Consider the following 17,122-nt stretch of genomic DNA (forward strand, 5'->3'; position numbering starts at 1 on the left):
AACGATTCTGCGCGGCGTCCGGGGATTCGTCGGTGCCGCGCGGTGCCCGGCGCGCGGTCGGCCGGGCGGGATCCGCTCACATCTCGCCGACCGGTTCCGCGGTGTGCCCGGCCGCACCTCCGTGCGCGGGCCCGTCGTCCGCAGCCCCCGCGCCGCCCGCAGCCGCTCCCCCCGGAGCCGCCCCGCCCGGAGCCGACGGCCGCTGGTCCTGCGCGGGGCCGTGTGTGGTCACCAGCCGGTTCCGGGCCCGGCCCAGCAGCTCCTCGCGCTCGTCCTCGGTGAGCCCGCCCCACACCCCGTAGGGCTCGCGCACCTGGAGAGCGTGTGCCGCGCACTCGGCGCGCACGGGGCAGCGCATGCACACCTCCTTGGCGGACGCCTCCCGCGCACTGCGGGCGGCGCCGCGCTCCCCCTCGGGGTGGAAGAACAGCGAACTGTCCACCCCCCGGCAGGCGGCCAGAAGCTGCCAGTCCCACAGATCCGCGTTGGGTCCAGGAAGGCGGGAGAAGTCTGCCATCGCGTCTCTCCTGAGTGCTGCTGGAGGTGATCTGACACTCGTGCGTAAATATGACTCTTTCGCGAATCTAGCGATCAAACTCGCAAAACGGAAGTAATGCATCTGAATAGGGCACTTCAGGATCAATGGTGCGTCGGTCGCTGCAAAGCCGGGATGTTGCTGCTCTGTGTACGGACGCTCACGTAGAGTGCTGAGAACGGCGGCTGGAAGCCGTAACTCTTTCGGGTGACCGTCGTTGAGAGAGCGAAAGCGATTGGTTCGGAACCGGTCCGGGGCGGCAGGCCTCCGCGGCCGTCAATCGCGCAGGTGACGATTCTCAAGCAGCCTGGAGGCTCAAGGTGATGCGCATCAGCAGCGGAGGGCGGCCATGACATCCGTCCTCGTATGCGACGACTCCCCGCTCGCCCGAGAGGCCCTGCGCCGCGCGGTCGCGACCGTGCCCGGCGTCGAGCGTGTGACGACGGCGGCCAACGGCGAGGAAGTCCTCCGCCGCTGGGGCGCCGACCGGTCCGACCTGATCCTGATGGACGTCCGGATGCCCGGCCTGGGCGGAGTGGAGACCGTGCGGCGGCTGCTCTCCGCCGACCCCGGCGCCCGCATCATCATGCTGACGGTGGCCGAGGACCTGGACGGCGTCGCGCTGGCCGTGGCGGCCGGCGCCCGCGGGTACCTGCACAAGGACGCCTCCCGCGCCGAGCTGCGCGCGACCGTCACCCAGGCGCTGGCCGACCCCACCTGGCGGCTCGCCCCCCGGCGGCTGCGGTCGGCCGAGATGGGCGCCGCGCCGACCCTCACCGCGCGGGAGATCCAGGTGCTGGAGGGCATGAGCCACGGCCGCTCCAACGCGGAGATCGGGCGGGAGCTCTTCCTCTCGGAGGACACCGTCAAGACGCACGCCAGGCGGCTCTTCAAGAAGCTCGGCGCCTCGGACCGCGCGCACGCGGTGGCGCTCGGGTTCCGCTGGGGTCTCGTCCGCTGACCCGGTGCCGGGTGTCCGCCCGGGGGCACCTCCCGGCCGCAGGCCGAGCACGTCCCGCCTCGCACGGCAACCGCCCGTCCGCCCGCTCGTCCGCGCCCGGAACCGGTCGCCGGCGAGTGGGACGGCGGCCCCGGCCGGGCCGGTGTTCCCGCGGATTTTCCCCGCGGCTGCCGAGAAATCTCGCGCGTGCCGCATGCTTGTTGTATGGAGTTCCTCGGGGACCTGTCGGTCAGGCGTGAGGGGAGGGCGTGGACATGAGGGCCAGTGCGCCTGCTCATAACGCTTCGGCTCACTTCTACGAGCGCGGTGCGGCGAACCGCGCGGCGTCGGTGCACCATGGACCGATGCGCGACGACGAGAGCGGGCCGCCGCCGGCCGGGGCCGCGGACGCGGCCGAGGTCGCCAAGGTCGGCAAACTCGTTCAGCGCGCTGTCGAGGGCGACAGCCAAGCCACGCACGATCTGCTCGCCCATGTGCATCCGCTGGCCGTGCGGTACTGCCGTACGCGGTTGACGCGACTGCCCGGTGACGCGCGTCACTTCGTCGACGACCTCGCCCAGGAGGTCTGCATCGCGGTGCTCTGCGCGCTGCCGCGCTACCGGGACACCGGCAAGCCGTTCGAGGCGTTCGTCGTGGCCATCGCCCAGCACAAGGTCGCCGACCTCCAGCGGGCCGCGATGCGCGGGCCCGGCTCCACCGCCGTGCCCTCGGACGAGATGCCCGAGCGGCCCGACGACTCCCTCGGCCCCGAGGAGCGGGCGCTGCTCAGCAGCGACGCGGAATGGGCCAAGAAGCTGCTGGCGAACCTGCCCGAACACCAGCGTGAGCTGGTGCTGCTGCGGGTCGCCGTGGGTCTCACGGCCGAGGAGACCGGGCAACTGCTGGGAATGTCACCCGGAGCCGTCCGCGTCGCCCAGCACCGGGCGCTCAGCCGGCTGCGGGCGCTGGCAGAGCAGTAGTTCCGCCGCACGGGAGCGAGGTGCGCGGGGGCTCTCGCGCACACGGACGCCCGAGAACCGGAGCTCGTCCACAGGCGGTCCGGTCACCCGTCCGGGCCCGCTAGCATGGACATCCGGCCGGGGCAAGCATGGGAAAGGTGTCATGACTGAGAACGTCGACGGAGTGCCTGCAAAATTCGCCACTCTGGGCCTGACATACGACGACGTACTGCTGCTGCCAGGCGAGTCGGACATGGCACCGCAGGACATCGACACCGCGTCGTACGTCTCGCGCAACGTGCGGGTCAACGTGCCGCTGCTGTCCGCCGCCATGGACAAGGTCACCGAGGGCCGGATGGCCATCGCGATGGCCCGGCAGGGTGGCGTGGGCGTGCTGCACCGCAACCTCTCGATCGAGGACCAGGCCAACCAGGTCGACCAGGTCAAGCGGTCCGAGTCCGGGATGGTCACCGACCCCATCACCATCCGGCCCGACGCCACCCTCCAGGAGGCCGACGCGCTCTGCGGCCGGTTCCGCATCAGCGGCGTCCCGGTCACCGACGCCGCGGGCAAGCTCCTGGGCATCGTCACCAACCGCGATATGGCCTTCGAGCTGGACCGCAGCCGCCAGGTCCGGGATGTCATGACGCCGATGCCGCTGGTCACCGGCGAGGTCGGGATCTCGCGGGACGCCGCGATGGAGCTGCTGCGCCGCCACAAGATCGAGAAGCTGCCGCTGGTGGACGGCGGGGGCACGCTCAAGGGCCTGATCACCGTCAAGGACTTCGTCAAGGCGGAGCAGTACCCGAACGCCGCCAAGGACGCCGAGGGCCGGCTGGTCGTCGGCGCCGCCGTCGGTGTCGCGGGCGACGCCTACGACCGGGCCCAGGCGCTCATCGAGGCGGGTGTCGACTTCGTCGTCGTCGACACCGCGCACGGCCACTCGCGGCTCGTCGCCGACATGATCGCCAAGATCAAGTCGAACCATCCGCGTGTCGACGTCGTCGGTGGCAACATCGCCACCCGCGACGGCGCCAAGGCACTGATCGACGCCGGTGCCGACGGCGTGAAGGTCGGTGTGGGCCCCGGCTCCATCTGCACCACCCGCGTCGTCGCCGGGATCGGCGTCCCGCAGGTCACCGCCATCTACGAGGCGTCGCTGGCCGCGCGGGAGGCCGGTGTCCCGGTGATCGGCGACGGCGGCCTGCAGTACAGCGGCGACATCGCCAAGGCCCTGGTCGCCGGTGCCGACACGGTGATGCTCGGCAGCCTGCTCGCGGGCTGCGAGGAGTCCCCCGGCGAGCTGCTGTTCATCAACGGCAAGCAGTTCAAGTCCTACCGCGGCATGGGCTCGCTCGGCGCGATGCAGACCCGCGGCGACAGCAAGTCCTACTCCAAGGACCGCTACTTCCAGGAGGGCGTCAGCGGCGACGACAAGCTGATCCCCGAAGGCGTCGAGGGCCAGGTCGCCTACCGCGGCCCGCTCGGCGCCGTGGTGCACCAGCTGGTCGGCGGTCTGAAGCAGTCCATGTTCTACGTCGGCGGCCGTACCGTCCCCGAGTTGCAGGACCGCGGGCGCTTCGTGCGCATCACCGCGGCCGGGCTCAAGGAGAGCCACCCGCACGACGTGCAGATGACGACCGAGGCTCCGAACTACTCCCGGAGCTGACCCCGTCCCCGAGCCCGCGGTCCTCCCGGAGCCGCGGGCTCCGGCGTGTCGGCGATACTGGACCGCGGCACACCAGAGTGAGAGGCAGCAGACGTGACTGAGATCGAGATCGGGCGCGGCAAGCGCGGGCGGCAGGCGTACGCCTTCGACGACATCGCGGTGGTGCCCAGCAGGCGCACCCGCGACCCGAAGGAGGTCTCCATCGCCTGGCAGATCGACGCTTACCGCTTCGAGCTGCCGTTCCTCGCCGCGCCCATGGACTCGGTCGTCTCCCCGCGTACCGCCATCCGCATCGGAGAGCTCGGCGGCCTCGGCGTGCTCAACCTCGAGGGCCTGTGGACCCGGTACGAGGACCCCGAGCCGCTGCTGCAGGAGATCGGGGAACTCGACGAGGCGACAGCCAACCGGCGGATGCAGCAGATCTACGCCGAGCCGATCAAGGAGGAGCTGATCGGGCAGCGGATCAAGGAGGTCCGCGACTCGGGCGTGGTGACCGCCGCCGCGCTGTCGCCGCAGCGCACGGCGCAGTTCTCCAAGGCCGTGGTGGACGCGGGCGTGGACCTGTTCGTCATCCGCGGCACCACGGTCTCCGCCGAGCACGTCTCCGGCGCCGCCGAGCCGCTGAACCTCAAGCAGTTCATCTACGAGCTGGACGTGCCGGTCATCGTCGGCGGCTGCGCCACCTACACCGCAGCGCTCCATCTGATGCGCACCGGCGCCGCCGGCGTCCTCGTCGGCTTCGGCGGAGGTGCCGCGCACACCACGCGGAACGTGCTGGGCATCCAGGTGCCGATGGCGAGCGCCGTCGCCGACGTCGCCGCGGCCCGGCGCGACTACCTCGACGAGTCCGGCGGGCGCTATGTGCATGTCATCGCGGACGGTGGCGTCGGCTGGTCCGGCGACCTGCCCAAGGCGGTCGCCTGCGGCGCCGACGCCGTGATGATGGGCTCCCCGCTGGCCCGCGCCTCCGACGCGCCCGGCAAGGGTCACCACTGGGGCATGGAGGCCGTGCACGAGGACGTCCCCCGCGGCCGCCGCGTCGACCTGGGTGCGGTCGGCACCATGGAAGAGGTCCTGCTCGGCCCCTCGCACATCCCCGACGGTTCGATGAACTTCTTCGGCGCACTCCGGCGCGCCATGGCCACCACGGGCTACTCCGACCTCAAGGAGTTCCAGCGCGTAGAGGTGACCGTAGCCCGCTCCCGCTAACCCCTTCGCCGAGCCGGTTCCCCTCCGCGGGTGGCCTGGCTCCATGGGGGCACACCCCCCCCGTTGTCCTTCGGCTGCCGCCGAGCGGTGGTGTCGGGGGGCGCTGTTGGGCTGTGCCGGACGGCATCAGGACTCCTCCCGCACCCGAGGGGCCGAAGAAGAGACCCGGAGCAGGGTCCGCAAGGGCTCACTTCGGTGCGGCTGGGGGTTCTAGGGGGCGGAGCCTCCTAGCGGGGGGCCGTCGGGTGGGGCCCCCGGACGAAGTCTGGGGGAGGAGCCGCCCCGACGCCCGTCCGGCGAGGACAAGGGGGTTCGGGGGCGAAGCCTCCGACAACGCCGCCGCACGGAGGCGAACAACAGACGGGGGACCGCACCCCGCGAAGGGAACCGCACCCCGCGAAGGGGAGAGACGGCGCCGGCGAAAGCGTCAGAGCCGGTGGGCCGCACCGGTGGGACTCGCTCCGCGAGTGTCGAGGAGGAGCTGCGCCTTCGCGGCGAGCCCCTGCAGGTCGTACCGGCGATGGTGCTGCAACAGCAGGGTGAGGTCCGCCTCCGCCGCGGCCTCGTACAGCGCGTCGGCGCGGGGTACGGGTTGGCCCGCGACGCGCCATTGCGGCACGTAGGGGTCGTGATAGCTCAGCTGGGCGCCGAGTTCTTTGAGGCGGCCGGCGACTTCGCGCGCGGGGGCGCCTTCCTGGCTGGCGAGGTCGGGTTTGTAGGTGACGCCGAGCAGCAGGATGCGTGCGCCGCGGGCGGATTTTCCGTGTTCGTTGAGCAGGACGGCGGCGCGTTGGGCGACGTAGCGGGGCATGCGGTCGTTGACTTCCTGGGCGAGTTCCACCATGCGCAGTGGGTAGCCCAGCGAGCGGCTGTGGTATGAGAGGTAGTTGGGGTCGACGGGCACGCTGGGGCCGCCGACGCCGGGGCCGGGCCGGAAGGACTGGAAGCCGAAGGGTTTGGTCTCGGCGCACCGCACGACGTCCCACAGGTCGATGCCGAGGTCGTGGCAGAAGACGGCCATCTCGTTCATGAGGGCGATGTTGACGTGCCGGTAGTTGGTCTCCAGGAGTTTGGCGGTCTCGGCTTCGCGCGGCCCGCGGGCGCGGACGACTTTGGTGAGCCGCCCGTAGAACGCGGCGGCGGCCTCGGTGCAGGCGGGGGTGAGCCCGCCGATGACTTTGGGGATGGCGGTGTAGTCGTGGGTGCGGTTGCCGGGGTCGACCCGGGAGGGTGAGCAGGCGAGGTGGAAGTCGCGCCCGGCCCGCAGCCCGGAGCCTTCTTCCAGCAGGGGCTGTACGACGTCCTCCGTGCAGCCGGGGTGGACGCTGGATTCGACGACGACGAGGGTGCGCGGGCGCAGCCGGGCGGCCAGGGTGCGGGCGGTGGTGCGGACGGCGCTCAGGTCGGGGGCGCGGTTGGGGCCGAGTGCGGTGGCCGCGCAGATGACGGCGGTGCGGACGCGTCCGAGGACGGCCGGGTCGCTGCTGGCGGTGAAGCCTTTGGCGAGCATCCGCCGTACCTCGGCGGCGGCGAGCGGCGCGTCTCCGGGCGGGCGGCCGGCGCCGATGTCGGCGACGACGCCGCGGTCGGGGTCGTACCCGATGGTGCTGATTCCGTTCGCTGTCGCTGCCTGGGCGAGCGGCAGCCCCGAATGGGCGAGTCCCAGCACGGCGAGATCTGCGGGCATGACAGCGGTCTTCCCTTCCCCTTATCGTCCCGGTTCTGTCCCCGGGCAGCACCGGGAGTGGCGAGCGGCGCAAATTAAGGTTAAGAGCCCATATGACAGACAAGTCGGATTGCGCACTCAGCAGGGCCGACGCTCGGCCAAAGTCGCGGGAATGGGGGACCATCGTCAGGGGGACCACGGGGCGGTGTCCGAGTACTGACGAGCACCAGTCGAGCAGCTTGGGAGGCAGCAGTGAGGACAGCGGCATTGGGACCGGAGCAGCGCGCGGACGCGCTGGCGAGGATGGCCGAGACCGAACTCGATGTGCTGGTGGTCGGTGGCGGCATCGTCGGCGCGGGTACGGCGCTGGACGCGGTCACCCGCGGCCTGTCCACCGGGATCGTGGAGGCCCGTGACTGGGCTTCGGGTACCTCCAGCCGCTCCAGCAAGCTCATCCACGGCGGGCTGCGGTATCTGGAGATGCTGGATTTCGCACTGGTGCGCGAGGCGCTCAAGGAACGCGGCCTGCTGCTGGAACGGCTGGCGCCGCACCTGGTCAAGCCGGTTCCATTCCTCTATCCCTTGCAGCACCGCGGCTGGGAGCGGCTGTACGCGGGCAGCGGGGTGGCGATGTACGACGTCATGTCGGTCTCCTCCGGGCACGGCCGCGGACTGCCGAGGCACCGTCATCTCTCGCGCCGTCATGCGCTGCGAGTCGCTCCCGCGTTGAAGAAGGGTGCGCTGGTGGGTGCGTTGCAGTACTACGACGCGCAGGTGGACGATGCCCGCTTCGTCGCCACGCTGGTGCGCACGGCGGCGGAGTACGGGGCGCGCGCGGCCAACCGTGCGCGGGTGGTCGGCTTCCTGCGGGAGGGTGAACGCGTCGTCGGTGCCCGGATCGAGGATCTGGAGCAGGGCGGCGAGTACGAGGTGCGGGCCCGGCAGGTCGTCAACGCCACCGGTGTGTGGACGGACGACACCCAGGGGCTGATCGCCGAGCGGGGCCAGTTCCACGTCCGCGCCTCCAAGGGCATCCATCTCGTCGTCCCCAAGGACCGCATCAACTCCACGACCGGGCTCATCCTCCGTACGGAGAAGAGCGTGCTGTTCGTCATTCCGTGGGGCCGGCACTGGATCATCGGCACCACGGACACCGGCTGGGACCTGGACAAGGCGCACCCGGCCGCGTCCAGCGCCGACATCGACTACCTGCTCGACCATGTCAACGAGGTGCTGGCGGTCCCGCTGACCCGGGACGACGTGGAGGGCGTCTACGCGGGTCTGCGGCCGCTGCTGGCGGGCGAGTCGGAGGCGACGAGCAAGCTGTCCCGCGAGCACACGGTGGCCCATCCGGTGCCGGGGCTCGTCGTCGTCGCGGGCGGCAAGTACACGACCTACCGGGTGATGGCCAAGGACGCGGTGGACGAGGCGGTGCACGGGCTCGACCACCGGGTCGCCGAGTGCGTCACGGAGGAGGTGCGGCTGGCCGGGGCCGAGGGGTACGCCGCGCTGTGGAACGGGCGCGCTCGCCTGGCGCAGCGCGCCGGACTGCATGTGGCCCGGGTGGAACATCTGCTGGGCCGCTACGGCTCGATGACGGAGGAGGTGCTCGACCTGATCGCGAAGGAGCCCGCGCTGCGCGAGCCGCTGCCCGCGGCCGACGACTACCTCAAGGCGGAGGTCGTCTACGCCTGCACGCACGAGGGTGCCCGTCATCTGGACGATGTGCTGACCCGCCGCACGCGCATCTCCATCGAGACCTTCGACCGGGGCGCACGGAGCGCACGGGAGTGCGCCGAGTTGATGGCGCCGGTGCTGGGTTGGGACTCCGGCCAGGTGGACCGGGAGGTCGAGCACTACCGGAAGCGGGTCGAGGCGGAGCGCGAGTCGCAGTTGCAGCCGGACGACCAGACGGCGGACGCCGCGCGGTTGGGGGCGCCCGACATCGCGCCCGTGTAGCGCGGGGGTTTCGCGGGAGTGCTGGTGCCAGGGGGACCCGGTCGCGGGTCCCCCGTCGGACTGGTCGTGGCCGCGGCGGCTGTTGGGCGTGTGAACCCCGGTGAGGAGTGGTGGGGCTGTGGTGTAACTGTGCTGCCCCCGTACACGTCTTGTCGGGGTGATGGTTCACAATGAAGGCTCTGCCGGGGGCGGGCTCTCACGCAGAGGGGACACAAGGGGATTCATGAGCGAGGACGCGGGACGGCTGGTAGGCGGGCGCTATCGGCTCGGGGAGGTCCTCGGGCGCGGCGGTATGGGCACTGTCTGGCGCGGCGAGGACGAAGTCCTGGGCCGCCGGGTCGCCGTGAAGGAGCTCCGCTTTCCCTCCAGCGTCGACGAGGAGGAGAAGCAGCGGCTCATCACGCGCACCTTGCGTGAGGCGAAGGCCATCGCGAGGATCCGCAGCGGCAGTGCCGTCACCGTCTTCGACGTCGTCAACGAGGACAGCCGGCCGTGGATCGTGATGGAACTGGTCGAGGGCCGCTCCCTGGCCGACAAGATCAAGAACGACGGTCCGCTGGATCCGCAGCGCGCGGCAGAGGTCGGCCTCGCCATCCTCGACGTGCTCCGCGCGGCCCACCGCGAGGGCATCCTGCACCGCGACGTGAAGCCCTCCAACGTGCTGCTGGAGGACGGCACCGGCCGCGTGGTCCTCACCGACTTCGGCATCGCCAAGGTCGAGGGCGACCCGTCCGTCACCTCGACCGGCATGCTCGTCGGCGCCCCTTCCTACATCTCTCCCGAGCGGGCGCGCGGCAAGCCCCCGGGCCCGCCCGCCGACCTGTGGTCGCTGGGCGGCCTGCTGTTCGCCGCCGTCGAGGGCCACCCCCCGTACGACAAGGGCTCGGCCATCTCCACCCTGACGGCCGTGATGACCGAACCCGTGCCGTATCCCGAACATGCGGGCGAGTTGAGCGAGGTCATCGCCGGGCTGCTGGTCAAGGAGCCGGAGAAGCGGCTCGACGTGAGCGGGGCACGGCTGCTGCTGGAACCGGTCGCCTCCGGGCACCGCAACCCGCTGGGTTCGTCCGGGCGGGACGCCGAGAGCCGCGCCGAGCGCACCTCCGTCCTGCCCCCGGTGCCGCCCGCGGCCGCACCGGGCGCCAAGGGTTCCGCCGCGGCCGCCGATCCCGGCGCGGACGGCCCCGCCTACAGCGCCGGGACGACCGGCGGCAGGCGCAAGCGCCGCTCGGAGAGCACCGGTTCGGGCGAACGGCTGCGGGGCGCGCTGAAGTCGGTCCGCAACGCGGCGGGTGCCGTCGGCGTCGGCTCGGCCGCCGCGGGCGCCACTGGAGCCCCGGAGCGCACCGGCTCGGGCACTCCGCCCCGGGGCGGCGGCCCGGAGAGCTCGTCCGCCCCTCCCGCCCGTACGGACTCCCCGCGCGGCACCTCTTCCGGCGCGGCCTCCGCGGCGTCTTCGCCGCCCGCGGCACCGCCCCGCTCCTCGGCACCGCCGCCCTCGGCGCCGGGCGGGACCCGGGGCCGGAAGAGCGGCGACGCGCCGGCGGCCGGCGGCGGCGCGGGCGACGGAGAGATCTCCGGGACGTCCGATGCCGCGGCGGACTCCTCCGCCACCGGCTCCGGCTCCCCCGCCACGGGCTCCTCCGGCTCCGGCTCCGGTGGTGGTCCGCTGCCGGGTCCGGGCAGTGGCAGCAGGGCGCTCCCGCCGGAGAGCGGGGGCAGCGGTGCGATCACCTCGCTGCGTGATCTGCGGGAGCTGCCCGAGCTGCGCAAGGGCCTCTCGCCCCGGACGCTGGCGATCGCGGCGGCTGCGGTGCTGGCCGTCGTTCTGGTCATCGTGCTGATCGTGGTGAACAGCGGTGGCGACGGCGGCGGCAAGGCGTCCGGCTCGGCCGGCAGCAGCGCCGGGAACGGCGCGGGCGGCACCCGCGAGGGCGAGCAGGCCACCGCCGGGAAGGCGGGCGAGGAGGGGGACGCCTCCGGCGGTGACGGCGGGCAGGGCGCCGGCGACGACAAGGGCGAGGGCGAGAAGGACGACAAGAAGGGCGAGGAGGACGGCTCCGGGCTGCCCGACGGGTACGCCGTGGTCAAGGACAGCAGGTTCCACTTCTCCGTCGCCCTGCCCGACGGCTGGAAGCCCGCCGGGATAGCGGGCAAGAACTCGGGCCGCAAGTACGCTCCGTCCGGCGGCGGTTATCCGCGGATCCAGATCGACCACACGAGCAGCCCCGGCGGCGACGCCGTCGGGGCCTGGCGCGATCTGGAGTCCGCGGTCAAGGGGTCCAGCGCCGGTTACAAGTCGCTCGGCATCAAGAAGGTCGAGTGGCGTGACTACCCGACCGTGGCCGACTGGCAGTTCCTGCGCAAGGAGAACGGCAAGAAGGTGCACGCGCTCGACCGCGGCTTCAAGGTCGACGGCAAGAACGGCTACGCGATCCTCATCACCTGCGAGGCCGATGCCTGGGAGGACAAGGCGTGCACGACGCTCCGGAAGGCCGCGTTCGAGACCTTCGAGCCGAGCGCCTGACGGCCCGCACGCTGTCTCGGTCCGCACGCTTTCTCAGGTCGCACGCTGTTCCGGGCCGGGTACCTGACGACCGTCCGGCGCCTCGGATCTGACGTCCGACCAGCTGCCGCACGCATGTGTGCTGCGCCCGGAGCATCTGCCCGGCGCACGAATCCATGGCACGCGCCCGCTGTGCGCGGGTGGCGCGGACGCCGCACCGGAACGGCCCGGGGAACCGGCCGGACGGCGGACCGGACCGCCGTCGCGCGGTGACGTAGCCGGTTCCCGGACGTATTGTGAAGGACGCGGACCGTAGCTATCCGCAAGAAGGCCGGAACCGAACGCAGTCGGCGGTCTCGCGCGCGGTGGGGAGGGCGTCGTGGAGGAGCACGCGGAGTACACCGGTCGGCTGCTCGCCGACCGCTACCGGCTGCCCCTGCCGCCCGCCGACGCCTACGAACTCGCCGAGTCCCCCGCCTGGGACGTCGCCAGCGGTCAGGAAGTCCTCGTCCGCCAGGTCCCGTTGCCCGAGGTCGTCGAGGCCGAGGTGGTGGACGGGGCCCACGGTGTCCCGGGCCGGGGGCCGGACGGCGGACCGCGCGCCAGCGGCCCGCAGCTGTCCCCGAGCCCCGCGGACCCCGCGGTCCGCAGGGCGATGGAGGCCGCCGTCGCCGCTGCGCAGCTTCCGGACCATCCCAGGCTCGACCAGATCTTCGACGTCTTCGTCGAGGACGACGGGCTGTGGATAGTGAGCGAGTCGGTACCCGCCCGGTCCCTGGCGGCTCTGCTCGCCGAGCGCCCGCTGGGGGCGCACCGTGCCGCCGAGATCGCCGCCGACCTGCTGGCCGCGCTGCGGATCGTGCACGCGCACGGCTGGGTGCACCGCAACATCACGGCGCGCACGGTGCTCGTCTGCGAGGACGGGCGCGCTGTGCTCACCGGGCTCGCGCTGGGGGCCGCCGAGGAAGCGCTGTGCGGCTACGACCCGCTGCCTCCGCCCCCGCCGGACGATGCCGGGGCGGAAGCCGGAAGCTCCGCGTTCGCCCCGGCACGCGGCGGGCGTGACGAGCACGACCCGCACGGTGGACCCGGTGGTCCGCCGGCGCCCGGCACCCGGCGGGAACCCGCCCCGGGCCCGGCCCCCGCCCCGGGCCCGGCCCCCGCGCCGCAGCCCGCGACCTGGACCGGGGAGCGGCTGCCCGAGGGATTCACCGCACGGGACGGCGGTCCCGCGGCGGACGCGCCCCACGCCGAGGAGCGGCGCCGCGGCATCTTCGGCTTGGAGAGGATCGGGCCGGAGGAGGACGTACGCGGCCCGCGGGACGAGCGCGGTCCGCATGGCGAGGGGCTGCCGGACCGGGAGGGTCCCGCCGACGGGGTCTCCACGCGGGCGGCGCGGCGCGGCGCGATCGCCGCCTACCGCGAGGGAGCGCAGCGCGCGGTGGCCGACACCCGGGACGCGGCGCTGCGTGCCCGCGGCGAGGCCGAGGCGGACCGGCCGATGCCCGGCACCGACTGGTGGTCCGCCCGCCCGGACGGCGGCCCGGCGGACCACGGCCCCGGGCACACGCTCGACGACGACGTGCGCTGGCTGCCGTCCGCCGAGGACGAGGTGCACCCCGACGAACTGACCGGTGGCGGGGTGCGCCAGGTCGAGCGCGACGAGATCTACGGCCCGCACGCGTCGGGCCCCTATGGCGTGCCTCCGCCGTTCGGCCGCCCCGCCCCCGGTGGGCAGGGTCCGGCGCCGGAGGCCGCTTCCGCCCCGTACGCGGAACCCGGCAACGGCACCGTTCCCGGCAATGGCACATTCCCCGGCAACGGCACCGATCCCGACGGCCGCCCTGGCAGCGTTCCCCACGGCCGTCCCGGCACCGGCCCGTACGGTGACTCCACCACCGGCCGGCCCGGCACCGGCCCGCGCCGCGGTCGCGGGACCGGGGGCGGCACGGGCCCCACGGCCCTGCCCGGTCCCCGGCCTGCCGGTACCCGCAGTGTTCCGGCGCCGTGGACCGCGGGGCCGTCGGCGCGGGACCAGGGTGCTGCCCCCGGCGGATACGGAGCCGACGAGGCCGGGCCCGGCCCGGTGGGGGAGCGGCCCGCCGCTGCGGACGAGATCCCCTGGGGGAGCGGGGAGGGATACCACCCGGACCCGGAAGAGGTGCCCTGGGACGGCGGCGCGGGATACCCGGCTCCGGACGAGGCGCCGTGGGGCGGTGCGGAGGCGGTCGACGGCCGCTACCGCGGACCGGCGACCGCGCTGGCGGCGGAGCGCGCCCGGCACGCCCGTACGACGGTGGTCGGGCCGGTCACGGAGCGCTGGGCCCCGGAGCAGGCGGGGCCGGTGTACGAGAACTGGCGGCTGGCGCCGCCGGTGGGCCCGGCCGCCGACCTGTGGGCGCTGGGTGTGCTGCTCTTCCGCTGTGTGCAGGGCCATGCGCCGTACCCGGAGGACAGTGCGGCCGAGCTGGTGCAGATGGTGTGCGCGGAGCCGCCCGCGTTCGCGGAGGACTGCGGACCGCTGCGTCCGGTGGTCGAGTCGCTGATGCGCCAGGACCCGACCGAGCGGCCGGACTTCGAGGAGCTGCGGGGCTGGTTGCGCTCCATCATCCGGTCGGCGCCCGAGCCGGATGTGGGCCTGCGGACCGTCACGGCGCCGCTCACCCTGGATCCGGGGGCGCCCGCCGATCCGCACCGGCTGCCGATCGTGCGGCGCCGCGGCGAACTGGTGCGCAGGCGGTGGCGGAAGCGGGCCACGGGAGCGCCGCGGCGCGGGCGCGAGCCGCAACCGCTGGCGCCCCGCGAGCAGCACCCGGCACCGCACCACGAGCAGGCGCCGCACCACGAGGAGGCGCCGCACCACGAGGAGGCACCGCTGCATGCCGAGCGGGCGGAGCCGGTGGGGCACCGGCGGCGGCCGCGGGGCGGGCGGACCCCGGACCGCAGCCTGGAAAGCGACCCGGGCCGGAGCCCGGAGCGGGCCCCGGATCCGGACCGGGGGCGCGGCAGCGGCCCGCGGCGGCTCGGGGTGCTCGTCCTGACGCTGATACTGGTCGGCATGGCGGCGGCGGTGGCGTTCGTCGCGTGGTTCCTGCCCGGTGGCGAGCAGGGGGAGGACAATCAGCGGGGCTCGGTCGTGGTGCCGGAGGAGCGCGACCCGGGCCCCTCACCGGAGGGGAAGCGGGACGGCGGGTCCGACGAGGGAGCCGGCAAGGGCGACCGGAGCGACGAGAACGACAAGGACCGTGAGAACGACAAGGACCGCAAGGGCGACGGGGGCGCCGGGAGTTCCGCGCCCGCCGCCGGCCCCGAGGCGCCTGACGGGTACCGGATCAGCCGCGATCCGGCCGGGTTCCGGATCGCCGTGCCGCAGGAGTGGGACCGCCGGTCCGCGAACGGGCGCGGTCAGGTGCGCTACAACGGCGGCGAGGTCGAGATGGTCGTCGTCAACGGCCGGGACACCACCGGGAAGTTCGGCAAGGATCCGATGGCCTACCAGAGCGAGGACGAGCCGGAGCTGTCCGCGTACCGGGCCGCGGACTGGGCGAGCACCGGCGGGTTGCGGCGCATCGACGTCGGGGACCGGGCGATGGCCGAGGGCACCTTCTCCTGGCGGGAGCCCGGCGGGCGCCAGGTGTACGCGCGCAACCGTGCGATGATCGTGGACGGCCGCTACCACTTGCTGCTCGTGCTCGGTTCCAAGGGACACAAGGCGGAGATCGACCGGCACTTCGAGGCCGTCGCCGACACCTACCGCCCGACCGCCGTGCGCTGAGCCCGCTGGTCCTCGGCTCCTCGGTCCTTCGGAGGCCCCCGTCACAGGTCTGTGAACAAAGTGGCGATTGCGCTGCCCAGCAGGGTAATGGTGGGGCATGACGAACGAGGGGGACGGGGTGGACGAGTCGACCAGTTACGGGTTGCAGCCGCCCGCGGGGACACCTGCGGGGCAGCACCCGGGGATGCCCGCACAGTCGGCGTCGTCCGCCCCGCCCCCGCCGTCCCCGGCACCCGGTGCGCCGTCCGGTGCGGCGTCCGCGCCCGCCTCGCCCTCGGGCGTCCCGCAGGCGGGGCAGCAGTCCGGACAGCGCCGCCCCGCGCCCGGTGGTGCCTACGAGCCCACGGAGGTCGCCGCGGCCCCGTCGGCCGAGCCCGGTGCGGAGCCGGGGACCGGGCGGCTGATCGGCGGCCGGTACCGGCTGACGGCCCGGCTGGGGCACGGCGGCATGGGCACGGTGTGGCGGGCGCACGACGAGGTGGTGGACCGGGACGTGGCGGTCAAGGAGCCGCGGCTGCCCGACCACCTCTCCGCGCAGGAGCGCGAGACGATGTACGCCCGGATGCGCCGGGAGGCGCGGACGGCCGCGCGGATCGACCACCCTTCCGTGGTGACGATCCACGACGTCGCGGTGGAGAACGAGCAGCCGTGGATCGTCATGGAACTGGTCCAGGGGCGCTCGCTGGCCGACGTGCTGAACGAGGGCACCATCGGGGTGCGGGAGGCCGCTCGGATCGGGCTCGCCGTCGCCGGGGCGCTGGAGGCGGCGCACGCGACGGGTGTGCTGCACCGCGACGTGAAGCCGGACAACGTGCTGCTGGGCCGGTACGACCGGGTCGTGCTGACCGACTTCGGGATTGCCGCGGTCCAGGGGGAGCAGGGGCTCACCGAGACCGGCGCCTTCGTCGGCTCGCCGGAGTTCGTGGCGCCCGAGCGGGTGCTGGGGCAGCGGCCGGGACCGGAGTCGGACCTGTGGTCGCTCGGGGTCGTGCTGTACGCGGCGGTCGAGGGGGTCTCGCCCTTCCGCCGCTCGAACAGCCCGGCGACCCTGCAAGCCGTGCTCTCCGCCGAACCGCAGCGCCCGGCACGTGCGTTGAGCGATTCCGGGGCCTTCGGAATGCTGCTCACCCGGCTGCTGAGCCGGGAGCCTGGGCTGCGCCCGGACGCCGGGGAGATCCGGCAGACCCTCGCGGAGGTGGCCCGTCCGCCCCAGCAGGACCTGGGGCCGCAGACCGGTGCCCCCGGCGGCGGCAGCGGCGCCGGCCGGGCGCTGCGCGGGTTCGGCGGCAAGCTGCGCACCAGCCGGCCCTGGCAGTTCGGCACCGCCGGTGTGGTCGTCGCGGCTGCCGCCGCGCTCACCCTGTTCTTCGTCCTCACTGCCGACCAGGCGCCGGACGGCTGGACGACGCGGAACGAGGATGCGCGGGTGAGCGCCCGGCTTGCGGTGCCCGAGGAGTACGAGCGCAGTGCGGACGACGGCGCCGTGGCCTACACCGACCCCGGCGACGTCGTCTCCATGGAGCTGACCCGCAGCGGCAAGGACATCGAGGAGAACTCCCTCAAGGAGGCCAACTCCCGGAAGAGCTTCTACGAGGACGGCGCCGAGGAAGACTACTCGGACACGATGGTGGAGGTGCGCTCCCGGGTCACCGAGGCGAAGCAGCAGGGGCAGGACGCGGCCGAGGTCTCCACCACCTTCCGGCCGAAACCCGACATCGGGGAGCCCAAGGAGGCGAAGAAGTTCCGGCACGAGCTGGTCTTCGTCAACGACAAGGGCGTGCGCTGGCTGCTGACCGTGGACATGCCCGCCGAGGGCAAGTCGCGCAAGGACGGCGAGGCCGTCTTCCAGGAGGCGAAGAAGTCCCTCAAGATCAACGACCTGTGAGGCGCCGCAGCACGTCCAC

At 73.3% G+C, this 17,122-nt stretch carries 10 protein-coding genes; 8 read left to right on the forward strand and 2 right to left on the reverse strand.

Annotated elements, in window-relative coordinates; all coding sequences use genetic code 11:
- Positions 1 to 76 precede the first annotated feature (76 nt).
- Complete coding sequence (locus ACFYMO_RS23830; protein ID WP_366772452.1) at positions 77 to 517, reverse strand: WhiB family transcriptional regulator; 441 nt, start codon at positions 515 to 517, stop codon at positions 77 to 79.
- 367 nt (positions 518 to 884) lie between these two features.
- On the opposite strand from ACFYMO_RS23830, the gene ACFYMO_RS23835 reads away from it, so the two are divergent.
- The 4 genes from ACFYMO_RS23835 (at position 885) to ACFYMO_RS23850 (ending at position 5,312) form a co-directional block, all read left to right on the forward strand.
- Positions 885 to 1,496, forward strand: coding sequence for a response regulator transcription factor (locus tag ACFYMO_RS23835; RefSeq protein WP_003948568.1), 612 nt, complete (start codon positions 885 to 887; stop codon positions 1,494 to 1,496).
- Positions 1,497 to 1,840: 344 nt separating this feature from the next.
- Complete coding sequence (locus tag ACFYMO_RS23840) at positions 1,841 to 2,455, forward strand: sigma-70 family RNA polymerase sigma factor (RefSeq protein ID WP_019354888.1); 615 nt, start codon at positions 1,841 to 1,843, stop codon at positions 2,453 to 2,455.
- Positions 2,456 to 2,597: 142 nt separating this feature from the next.
- Positions 2,598 to 4,103: an IMP dehydrogenase gene (gene guaB / locus ACFYMO_RS23845; RefSeq protein WP_366772453.1), complete on the forward strand. Its 1,506-nt coding sequence runs from the start codon at positions 2,598 to 2,600 to the stop codon at positions 4,101 to 4,103.
- Between the two features lie 93 nt (positions 4,104 to 4,196).
- On the forward strand, positions 4,197 to 5,312 hold the full coding sequence (locus ACFYMO_RS23850) for a GuaB3 family IMP dehydrogenase-related protein (protein ID WP_366772454.1): 1,116 nt from the start codon (positions 4,197 to 4,199) through the stop codon (positions 5,310 to 5,312).
- Between the two features lie 427 nt (positions 5,313 to 5,739).
- Here the strand turns inward: ACFYMO_RS23850 and ACFYMO_RS23855 are convergent, their stop codons facing one another.
- Entirely contained in the window at positions 5,740 to 6,999 is a 1,260-nt protein-coding gene (locus tag ACFYMO_RS23855; RefSeq protein WP_366772455.1) for a nucleotide sugar dehydrogenase, read from the reverse strand.
- A gap of 231 nt (positions 7,000 to 7,230) precedes the next feature.
- On the opposite strand from ACFYMO_RS23855, the gene ACFYMO_RS23860 reads away from it, so the two are divergent.
- From ACFYMO_RS23860 to ACFYMO_RS23875, 4 genes are all read left to right on the forward strand, one after another.
- Positions 7,231 to 8,937: a glycerol-3-phosphate dehydrogenase/oxidase gene (locus tag ACFYMO_RS23860; RefSeq protein ID WP_366772456.1), complete on the forward strand. Its 1,707-nt coding sequence runs from the start codon at positions 7,231 to 7,233 to the stop codon at positions 8,935 to 8,937.
- Between the two features lie 223 nt (positions 8,938 to 9,160).
- The gene (locus ACFYMO_RS23865) at positions 9,161 to 11,464 is read left to right on the forward strand and encodes a serine/threonine-protein kinase (protein ID WP_366772457.1); all 2,304 of its coding nucleotides are present in this window, start codon (positions 9,161 to 9,163) and stop codon (positions 11,462 to 11,464) included.
- A 358-nt stretch (positions 11,465 to 11,822) separates the two neighbouring features.
- Positions 11,823 to 15,218 carry a protein kinase gene (locus ACFYMO_RS23870; RefSeq protein WP_388548742.1) on the forward strand — a complete coding sequence of 1,132 codons (3,396 nt, stop codon included), beginning with the start codon at positions 11,823 to 11,825 and terminating at the stop codon, positions 15,216 to 15,218.
- Positions 15,219 to 15,315: 97 nt separating this feature from the next.
- Complete coding sequence (locus tag ACFYMO_RS23875) at positions 15,316 to 17,103, forward strand: serine/threonine-protein kinase (protein WP_388548745.1); 1,788 nt, start codon at positions 15,316 to 15,318, stop codon at positions 17,101 to 17,103.
- The last annotated feature ends 19 nt before the right edge of the window (positions 17,104 to 17,122 follow it).

The sequence above is a fragment of the Streptomyces sp. NPDC007025 genome, assembly GCF_042869455.1.
Classification (GTDB): Bacteria; Actinomycetota; Actinomycetes; order Streptomycetales; family Streptomycetaceae; genus Streptomyces.

What these genes read in the sequence shown, in the direction of transcription:
- ACFYMO_RS23875 (WP_388548745.1), top strand. Translation starts at nt 15,316, where the DNA reads ATGACGAACGAGGGGGACGGGGTGGACGAGTCGACCAGTTACGGGTTG.
- ACFYMO_RS23855 (WP_366772455.1), bottom strand. Translation starts at nt 6,999, where the DNA reads ATGCCCGCAGATCTCGCCGTGCTGGGACTCGCCCATTCGGGGCTGCCG.
- ACFYMO_RS23840 (WP_019354888.1), top strand. Translation starts at nt 1,841, where the DNA reads ATGCGCGACGACGAGAGCGGGCCGCCGCCGGCCGGGGCCGCGGACGCG.
- ACFYMO_RS23830 (WP_366772452.1), bottom strand. Translation starts at nt 517, where the DNA reads ATGGCAGACTTCTCCCGCCTTCCTGGACCCAACGCGGATCTGTGGGAC.
- ACFYMO_RS23865 (WP_366772457.1), top strand. Translation starts at nt 9,161, where the DNA reads ATGAGCGAGGACGCGGGACGGCTGGTAGGCGGGCGCTATCGGCTCGGG.
- guaB (WP_366772453.1), top strand. Translation starts at nt 2,598, where the DNA reads ATGACTGAGAACGTCGACGGAGTGCCTGCAAAATTCGCCACTCTGGGC.
- ACFYMO_RS23835 (WP_003948568.1), top strand. Translation starts at nt 885, where the DNA reads ATGACATCCGTCCTCGTATGCGACGACTCCCCGCTCGCCCGAGAGGCC.